Origin of the sequence: Microseira sp. BLCC-F43, assembly GCF_041929235.1 — a bacterium.
Taxonomy (GTDB): Bacteria; Cyanobacteriota; Cyanobacteriia; order Cyanobacteriales; family Aerosakkonemataceae; genus Microseira.
This window is the reverse complement of sequence record NZ_JBHFNP010000365.1, coordinates 1-7,480: the sequence shown is the minus strand read 5'-3', so window position 1 is coordinate 7,480 and position 7,480 is coordinate 1. Positions and strand designations below refer to the sequence as shown.

8 protein-coding genes are annotated in these 7,480 nt (G+C 44.8%); 5 read left to right on the top strand and 3 right to left on the bottom strand.

Annotated elements, in window-relative coordinates:
* Positions 1-95: 95 nt before the first annotated feature.
* Positions 96-335, bottom strand: coding sequence for a hypothetical protein (locus ACE1CM_RS48620; protein WP_374886825.1), 240 nt, complete (start codon positions 333-335; stop codon positions 96-98).
* Between the two features lie 71 nt (positions 336-406).
* Between ACE1CM_RS48620 and ACE1CM_RS48615 the strand changes: the two genes are divergently transcribed.
* The 3 genes from ACE1CM_RS48615 (at position 407) to ACE1CM_RS48605 (ending at position 3,013) form a co-directional block, all read left to right on the top strand.
* Positions 407-781 (top strand): PadR family transcriptional regulator, encoded by a 375-nt coding sequence (locus ACE1CM_RS48615; RefSeq protein ID WP_374886824.1) that lies wholly within the window; start codon positions 407-409, stop codon positions 779-781.
* Complete coding sequence (locus tag ACE1CM_RS48610; protein WP_374886823.1) at positions 781-1,110, top strand: hypothetical protein; 330 nt, start codon at positions 781-783, stop codon at positions 1,108-1,110. Before ACE1CM_RS48615 ends, ACE1CM_RS48610 begins: the two co-directional genes overlap by 1 nt.
* Before the next feature lie 706 nt (positions 1,111-1,816).
* Positions 1,817-3,013, top strand: a complete 1,197-nt coding sequence (locus ACE1CM_RS48605) for a calcium-binding protein (protein WP_374886822.1) — start codon at positions 1,817-1,819, stop codon at positions 3,011-3,013.
* 480 nt (positions 3,014-3,493) lie between these two features.
* Here the strand turns inward: ACE1CM_RS48605 and ACE1CM_RS48600 are convergent, their stop codons facing one another.
* The gene (locus tag ACE1CM_RS48600) at positions 3,494-3,841 is read right to left on the bottom strand and encodes a DUF6717 family protein (protein ID WP_374886821.1); all 348 of its coding nucleotides are present in this window, start codon (positions 3,839-3,841) and stop codon (positions 3,494-3,496) included.
* Positions 3,842-4,078: 237 nt separating this feature from the next.
* On the opposite strand from ACE1CM_RS48600, the gene ACE1CM_RS48595 reads away from it, so the two are divergent.
* Positions 4,079-4,366: a DUF2087 domain-containing protein gene (locus ACE1CM_RS48595; RefSeq protein ID WP_374886820.1), complete on the top strand. Its 288-nt coding sequence runs from the start codon at positions 4,079-4,081 to the stop codon at positions 4,364-4,366.
* Positions 4,367-4,563: 197 nt separating this feature from the next.
* Here ACE1CM_RS48595 and ACE1CM_RS48590 read toward each other — a convergent pair whose 3' ends face one another.
* A complete protein-coding gene (locus tag ACE1CM_RS48590; protein ID WP_374886819.1) occupies positions 4,564-5,106 on the bottom strand; it encodes a low molecular weight protein arginine phosphatase in 543 nt (180 codons plus the stop codon).
* A gap of 529 nt (positions 5,107-5,635) precedes the next feature.
* Between ACE1CM_RS48590 and ACE1CM_RS48585 the strand changes: the two genes are divergently transcribed.
* Positions 5,636-6,775: a trans-sulfuration enzyme family protein gene (locus ACE1CM_RS48585; RefSeq protein WP_374886818.1), complete on the top strand. Its 1,140-nt coding sequence runs from the start codon at positions 5,636-5,638 to the stop codon at positions 6,773-6,775.
* Positions 6,776-7,480 lie beyond the last annotated feature (705 nt).

Genomic DNA, 7,480 nt, shown 5'->3' with positions numbered 1-7,480 from the left:
TGTTACACCTAATGTTTGGGTTGGGTCACCTTTTTGGGTGCCGCTACACAAACTTGCGCCAAAAGGCTGTACTTCACTCAAAAAGCAATCTGCTTTTAAGGCACAACAGAAAAATCTTTCCCTTCGACTTCGGGTCTAGCTTGTGCCGAGTCAATTCCCCCAGGGTGCGGAGGACGGTTTCTGACACCCGCATCGGCGTCACCATCGGGAAAATCGTCATCGGGGGGATACCAGCGATATCTGCTTGAAAGGTGCGTAATCGCATGATAAATATCGAAAATTGCCCTTAAAAAGCCGTAAGCGCTCTCGGCAAGCAAAAAATAGATAAATTGCATGGCTCGACTTTCCTTGTTATATCAGATTACGATATATTGTAAAATAATATATCGTAGATTGATATAAAGCGATGCAAGTCAAAATTGATCCAGAGAATTTCCTGCCGCTGAAACCGGCGGCGTTTCACATTCTGCTGGCGTTGGTGGATGGGGAAAGGCATGGGTACGGGATTATGCAGGAAGTGCGACAAAGCACGAATAACAGCGTCAAACTCGGTCCCGGTACGCTGTACGGCACGATTAAGCGCCTGCTGGCGGATAAACTGATTTTGGAGTCAGAAGAAAGACCCGATGCCAAATTAGATGACGAACGCCGCCGCTATTATTGCCTAACAGAATTAGGTCGCCGAGTCATTACTTTGGAAGTGCAACGTTTAGCCAATTTGGTCAACATGGCATCGGCGAAAAAGTTGCTGGATGGAAGTATTGCGGGAGGCAATTTCTAATGTCAACTTTGCTGAGCAATATTTCGGTTTGGTTGTATAGCATATTGCTATTAGCCTATCCTCCAGCTTTCCGTTGGGAATACGGACAAGAAATGATGCAACTATTTCGCGATATGCTGCAAGATTCAATTCGGCAACGGGGATGTTTGGGAATTTTAGAAGTGTGGTTTTGCGTCTTGCCGGATTGGGTGACAACTGTGAGGCAACAGCGCTTACTGGCAGCGAATTATTACCGCTCCAGATGGATTTTTACTATAGTTGTACAAGCTGTTATCGCTTTGATTTTTTTAGTTTTTGGTTGGGTTTATTGGTTTTATGCTAAGCAGTAACGCATCTGATGCAGGTCTGACGCGCTACGAGCAATTGATAACGAGTAAAAAAAGGAGATAGGGATGAGGAAAATGACGGATGATAATGCAGAAATCAAAAACTATCTAGATGAGATCGTGGCCTTGTAAACGGAATAAAGGCAAGTCCCAAGCTAGTAAACCAAGTTGCTAGTTATAACTATCGTGGGTTGCTCGCATTGCTAATCGCAAACTTGCTAATTGCTGATGGGAATATGTTTCGGTTCTACCATTAGCCATTAGCTATTAGCCATTAGCCATTAGCAACCCTAAAAAGATAACTAGCAACTAGGGTTAGTATTAGAATATATGGCATCTAAATTTTATGAAGAGGTGAAATACACTGAAAAAGAAGTGAAGGCGCTGTAAAACTTTTGGTTGCAAAAATTCGTTCCGAACGAACTTCAATTTCACCTGCACCACTTCACCTACACCATTCTTGGTGCGTTACTTTGGCGTGTGAAGCTAATCGCATACAGTTTGGACTGCGACTTGGTAAGCTGCTACGCACCTAATTTGAGAGTCAAATTTTCCCTTCTTCTTGTGGGGTGGGACGTATTGCCCGCCTCTTTATTGGATTTAAATGCGTAGCAGCTTATAAGTCCTGAAGCAAAATGGCAAATTGGCAACATCTAACCGCAGTAAAAGTCAATAATCAGATGATTTGAGGATGTTGTGGCAATTAGTTATGGCAGCAACTTTGAACTTGAACCCCCCATTGCTGGCAAACAATGCCGGCATACTGGCAATCGGTACAGATGGGAATGATTCCCTCAGTGGTACCGATGGGAATGATACCCTCAAAGGTAGAGCTGGCAATGATACTCTCTGGGGTTTTAAAGGTAACGATCTGCTTGAAGGAGAGGCAGATGAGGATTGGCTTTACGGAGGTCCTGGCAACGATACACTTCTAGGTGGAGCAGGAAACGATGTTCTCGATAGTGGAGTAAGCGTTACCCAGAGTATTGTTCTACTGGACACCGACGACCCAACGTCGGGCAATGATTTTCTCGATGGTGGTTTGGGTAATGATTCCCTAACCAGTAGTGGTGGTGACGACACACTGATTGGCGGAGATGGGGATGATGTATTATCTGGCGGAACGGGTACTAGATTCAATACTGGGGTTATATATTTAGAGGACTCCTATGGGTTGGTAGGTCCAGAGGAGTCTGACAACGATGTTCTCGATGGTGGGAATGGTAACGACACTCTCGATGGTGGCAATGGCAACGATATTCTCAGTGGAGGAAGTGGTAACGATCTTCTCATTGGTGATACGATGCCAATCCTAAGCGGAGTTCCCTATAGGATTAATCCCGGTAGCGATCGCCTCGATGGTGGGGATGGCAATGACTCGCTCAACGGTGGGAGTTACAACGATACGCTCATAGGTGGAGCAGGTGATGATATTCTCAGTGGTGATAGCGATAGCGATCGCTTGATTGCCGGAGATGGCAACGATATTCTCAAAGGTGGAGAAGGAAGCGATACTCTCACAGGTGGTTTGGGGAGCGATCGCTTTGGATTCACCTTTACGAGTTACATAGACCGCTCTCTCCCCTACCGCCTTAACCCACTAACGTTCCAATTGTCGCCCTCTGGTTTGCCATCATCTCCCCAACCTCAACCGCCAAAACCCGAAAGTGGAATTGACACCCTCGAAGATTTCAATCTCCAAGAGGGAGACAGGATCGAAATCCTCAGTTTCGGGCAAATTTCGATTAACCAAATCTCGTACAATTCCAACACGGGTGCGCTGTTGTTTAACAGTCAACAATTCGCTCAACTTCCAACAGGTCTTGACTTCAATCCCAATCGGGATATCGACTTGAGAATTAGCCCTCCTATAACCCGATTGATGCCTCCTGCTACATCGTTTTAACTAGCTAGATTCCGCAAAGGAATCGGGTTTATCCGAGAAATAAAGCCTTTTTTGATAGGACTTACGCTCGGAGAACCAAAAACAAAGGTGATGCGTCAATCTCGCGACTGTAAACCCAGGATTTTTCGGATACCCCTTAGTTTTTTTGCGTAATATGATGTCCGGTAAATCACCCATAATTAAAACTCAGAGCGTCCCCCTATCCCCGCGTCCTTAGCGTCAGTCCTAACTAAGGGTATTCAAGCGGACATAATATAAGTCCTGTTTGATTTATAGCGGATTGCAGCCATTGATCGTACACTTTTGTGTGCGATCTTTATTAATGCTAAGCTGCTACGCATTTAAATCGAATAAAGAGGCGGGCAAGATGCCCACCCCACAAGAAGAAGGGAAAATTTGACTCTCAAATTAGGTGCGTAGCAGCTTACCTCCCAGACTTACGCCTGGGAACGAGTGATGGTGCGTTGCCGCCTCCTATGTTTAAATGAGTTTTTCTGCTTTGCAATATATTTGTCTTGGGGTTTCGCTGAAATACTTAAACAACGCCGGACATAACCAACCTTCTAAATTTTTATCTTGCCAGCGATACCAATTGCCGCCGTATTCTTCCCTAACCCAAACTAATTCTGCTTGATATCCTGGGAAAGGATTGGCAGAAAATAAAAGCTTAAAACCAAACTCAGCTTTGGGAATATCTTGAACTAAAATATCAATCATTTCCGGGATGCCGCTCACAAAGGGTTCTCGTTCAAGTCCGACTCGCTCGTCATCAAATACCCAAGTGCCTTGGTATCGATAAGGAAAGATTACCAGCATGGCGTTAGCCATTTTTTCCACCTTGTATTATATTGGTGAAGTAGTTAACGCAAGTTGCTAGTTATAAACTTTGGCGTTGCTAATTGCTAATTGCTAATTGCTAATCTTGGATTTTTACCAATCTCGCCATTAGCCATTAGCCATTAGCTGCTATGCATGAGATAACTAGCAACTTGAGTTAGTTAGATGATTGATTAATTCAATTGTAACTGATAACGAGTAAAAAAGTGGGATATAAGGGTTAGTAAAATGACCGATGATAATGCAGAACTCAAAAACTATCTAGAACGGGAAAATCGCCTTAAAGAATGGCCTTCTAAACGGAATAAAGGCAAGTTCCAGCAGCTAGTATTAGAATATATGGCCTCTAAATTTTATCAGGAGGTGAAATATTCTGAAAAAGAAGTGAATGCGCTGTTAAATCAATATCATACGTTCAACGATCCAGCACTGTTGCGGCGGGAGATGGTGGAACGTAAATTACTGGCGAGGATGCGGGATGGAAGTGCTTATTGGCGTCCGACTGTGTCCGAGTAATCGAAACAGTGTATCTTGTTATGAGTTGAGAGCGATCGCCTACACACCATGTGCTGTTTACTAGGATACCTCGGTTCACCCATTCTGCTAGACTACCTAACCCAAGTTGCTAGTTATAACTATCGTGGGTTGCTCGCATTGCTAATCGCTAATTGCTAATTGCCGCTCGGAATATTTTTCGGTTCTATCATTAGCCATTAGCCATTAGCTATTAGCCATTTCAGTATCCATTTTAACAAAAAAATACCGCGAGGTAACGGCTGAGGCGTGGGCAGGGTCAAAGAATTTTTACTGTCTAATCTATCTTGTAAAATATAGAGGGCTTGGTCAATTTCTTGGGCGCATTGGCGATACCTGGATAAAGATTTACCAACGGGATCTGCAATGTCCAATGAAGTTGGTTCTCCGACAAATTCTTTCAGGGTAAATGTTTTGTCGCTCAGTTCGGGAAAGATGGCGATTGCCAGATATTTATGCAACCTTGTCATCGTCAGCACTAAGTCTGCCCATTGGATTAATTCTAAACTAATTCCTTGGGGCTTTTGCTCGTATTGAATGCCATACTCTGATAATATAGTTAGTGAGTTAGACGCTACTGTAAAACGCTTGTTTGCAATAATTCCAGCGGAACGAACTTCAATTTCATCTATTTTTCCGAGTCGCCTAATTCTTTCCCGAAATAGCGCCTCTGCCATCGGACTGCGACAGGTGTTACCCGTACAAACAAATAAAATTCGCATTTTTCACAACTCATGAAACAATATACTTGAGCATCCCCCCTTGCCCCCCTTAATTAAGGGGGGAATTTACAATCCGATTCCCCTGATTACGGGGGGAATCCACCATCGGATCCCCCCTTGCCCCCCTTAATTAAGGGGGGAATCCACCATCGGATCCCCCCTTGCCCCCCTTAATTAAGGGGGGAATTTACCATCCGATTCCCCTGATTACGGGGGGAATCGACCATCGGATCCCCCCTTGCCCCCCTTAATTAAGGGGGGAATCGACCATCCGATTCCCCTGATTCAGGGGGGAATCGACCATCGGATCCCCCCTTGCCCCCCTTAATTAAGGGGGGAATCGACCATCCGATTCCCCTGATTTAAGGGGGAATCGACCATCCGATTCCCCTGATTTAAGGGGGGAATCGACCATCCGATTCCCCTGATTTAAGGGGGGAATCGACCATCCGATTCCCCTGATTAAGGGGGGAATCGACCATCCGATTCCCCTGATTTAAGGGGGAAATCTACAATCCAAAATTTAAAGATGTCAAAGCGAAGAATTGAAACACTAGCAGTTCACGCAGGACGTGGTATCGATCCGGCGACAGGCGCAGTTGTACCCCCGATTTATCTATCTACAACTTTTGAGCGATCGCCTGACGGAACCTACCCCCACAACTATATTTATACCCGTACCAACAACCCGAACCGGGAAGCGCTAGAAAAATGTCTTTGCGAATTAGAAGGAGGCGTCGCCGCCGCTGCGTTTTCTTCGGGTTCCGCCGCCACGATGAGCGTCTTTCAAGCACTTTCCCCAGGCGACCATGTTATTGCACCCGTTGATGCTTATTCTGGCACATCTTTGCTGCTGCGAGAAGTTTTGATTCCTTGGGGTTTGTCAGTAACTTTTACCGAGCTATCTAATTTTACCAGAGTTGAAGAAGCCATTCAAGAAAATACCAAATTAATTTGGATAGAAACGCCTTCAAATCCGCTTTTAAAGATTACCGATATTCGGAATATTGCAGAAATTGCCCATCGAGCAAAGGCAATTTGCGTCTGCGATAATACTTGGGCGACTCCGGTGGGACAAAACCCGTTAAAACTGGGTGCTGACTTGGTTGTTCACGCGACGACGAAGTATTTGGGGGGACATAGCGATGTGTTGGGAGGGATGGCGATCGCGCGCAGAGAAACTGACTTTTTTAACCGAATTAAACAAATACATAAAACTGGAGGCGCAGTCGCTTCTCCCTTCGATTGTTGGTTAGTCATGCGGGGTATTCAAACTTTACCCTATCGGATGAAGGCACAAGCAGAAAATGCCCTCAAAGTTGCTGAATTTTTAAGCAATCATCCCCTGGTAGAAGTCGTCCATTATCCAGGGTTAAAACACCATCCCGGACATGAAATTGCGGCTTGCCAAATGCAGCTTTTTGGTGGAATGGTTTCGTTTCAGGTAAAAGCAGGAAGGGAGAAAGCTTTTGATGTAGCCGCGAAGGTAAAACTATTCACGCGCGCCACCAGTTTAGGTGGTGTAGAAAGTTTAATCGAACATCGCGCCTCAATTGAAGGAGAAGGAACAAAAACGCCGGAAAATTTACTGCGACTTTCTATTGGAATTGAACATGTGGATGATTTAATTGATGACTTGGAGCAAGCTTTAAACTCCGATTTTGCCTGAATGGAAAAGCCGAGCGTTCCTAATAGCTAACAGCTATTAACTAACGCAAGTTGCTAGTTACTTGCATTGTGGGTACGTAGTTGCGCTGTCTTCGCTCTTATCCAACTTGCTATAAGATCGCTCTAGCGCAACTACGTACCTCATAGAAAACGAGGGTTGTATAACTAGCAACTTGAGTTATTAGCTAACCCAAGTTGCTAGTTACATCCAAAGATAAAGAAACCCGGTTTCTTCTTCGATTTCTCGCTGTCAAACCCAGGACTTACGCAAACACCAAAGTTTCTACGAGCAATCCTTGGGCAAGGCAACCAGAGATCTACGCAGAAACTTTGGTGATAAGAGCGTCCTGTGTAAGTACTGTCACCAAAGTTTCTTTGCCGCCAAAGCTTATAACTAGCAACTTGCGTTAGCTAGAGCTTATGCCAGCTGACTAAGGTAGCATTTTTCCTGAGATTACCCATTAGCCATTAGCCCCTGGTTTGAGATAGCTAACAACTTGCTTTAAATAAGCATATGGTTATTGCCCGTAGAGTTATGAATTTAAACGAAAAAAATACCACAATGTTTAGCTAGACAGCCGGGAATCCCCACACCATACCTGATAAGGTTGGTGTGGGATGAGAGGCGTGTGAACGGACGATTCCACCCGTGAGAGAATTAATGGCGTAGCCGTTAAAAGCGATGGGGTGGATGAGGACGTGAACA

What these genes read in the sequence shown, in the direction of transcription:
- ACE1CM_RS48620 (WP_374886825.1), bottom strand. Translation starts at nt 335, where the DNA reads ATGCAATTTATCTATTTTTTGCTTGCCGAGAGCGCTTACGGCTTTTTA.
- ACE1CM_RS48615 (WP_374886824.1), top strand. Translation starts at nt 407, where the DNA reads ATGCAAGTCAAAATTGATCCAGAGAATTTCCTGCCGCTGAAACCGGCG.
- ACE1CM_RS48610 (WP_374886823.1), top strand. Translation starts at nt 781, where the DNA reads ATGTCAACTTTGCTGAGCAATATTTCGGTTTGGTTGTATAGCATATTG.
- ACE1CM_RS48605 (WP_374886822.1), top strand. Translation starts at nt 1,817, where the DNA reads ATGGCAGCAACTTTGAACTTGAACCCCCCATTGCTGGCAAACAATGCC.
- ACE1CM_RS48600 (WP_374886821.1), bottom strand. Translation starts at nt 3,841, where the DNA reads ATGGCTAACGCCATGCTGGTAATCTTTCCTTATCGATACCAAGGCACT.
- ACE1CM_RS48595 (WP_374886820.1), top strand. Translation starts at nt 4,079, where the DNA reads ATGACCGATGATAATGCAGAACTCAAAAACTATCTAGAACGGGAAAAT.
- ACE1CM_RS48590 (WP_374886819.1), bottom strand. Translation starts at nt 5,106, where the DNA reads ATGCGAATTTTATTTGTTTGTACGGGTAACACCTGTCGCAGTCCGATG.
- ACE1CM_RS48585 (WP_374886818.1), top strand. Translation starts at nt 5,636, where the DNA reads ATGTCAAAGCGAAGAATTGAAACACTAGCAGTTCACGCAGGACGTGGT.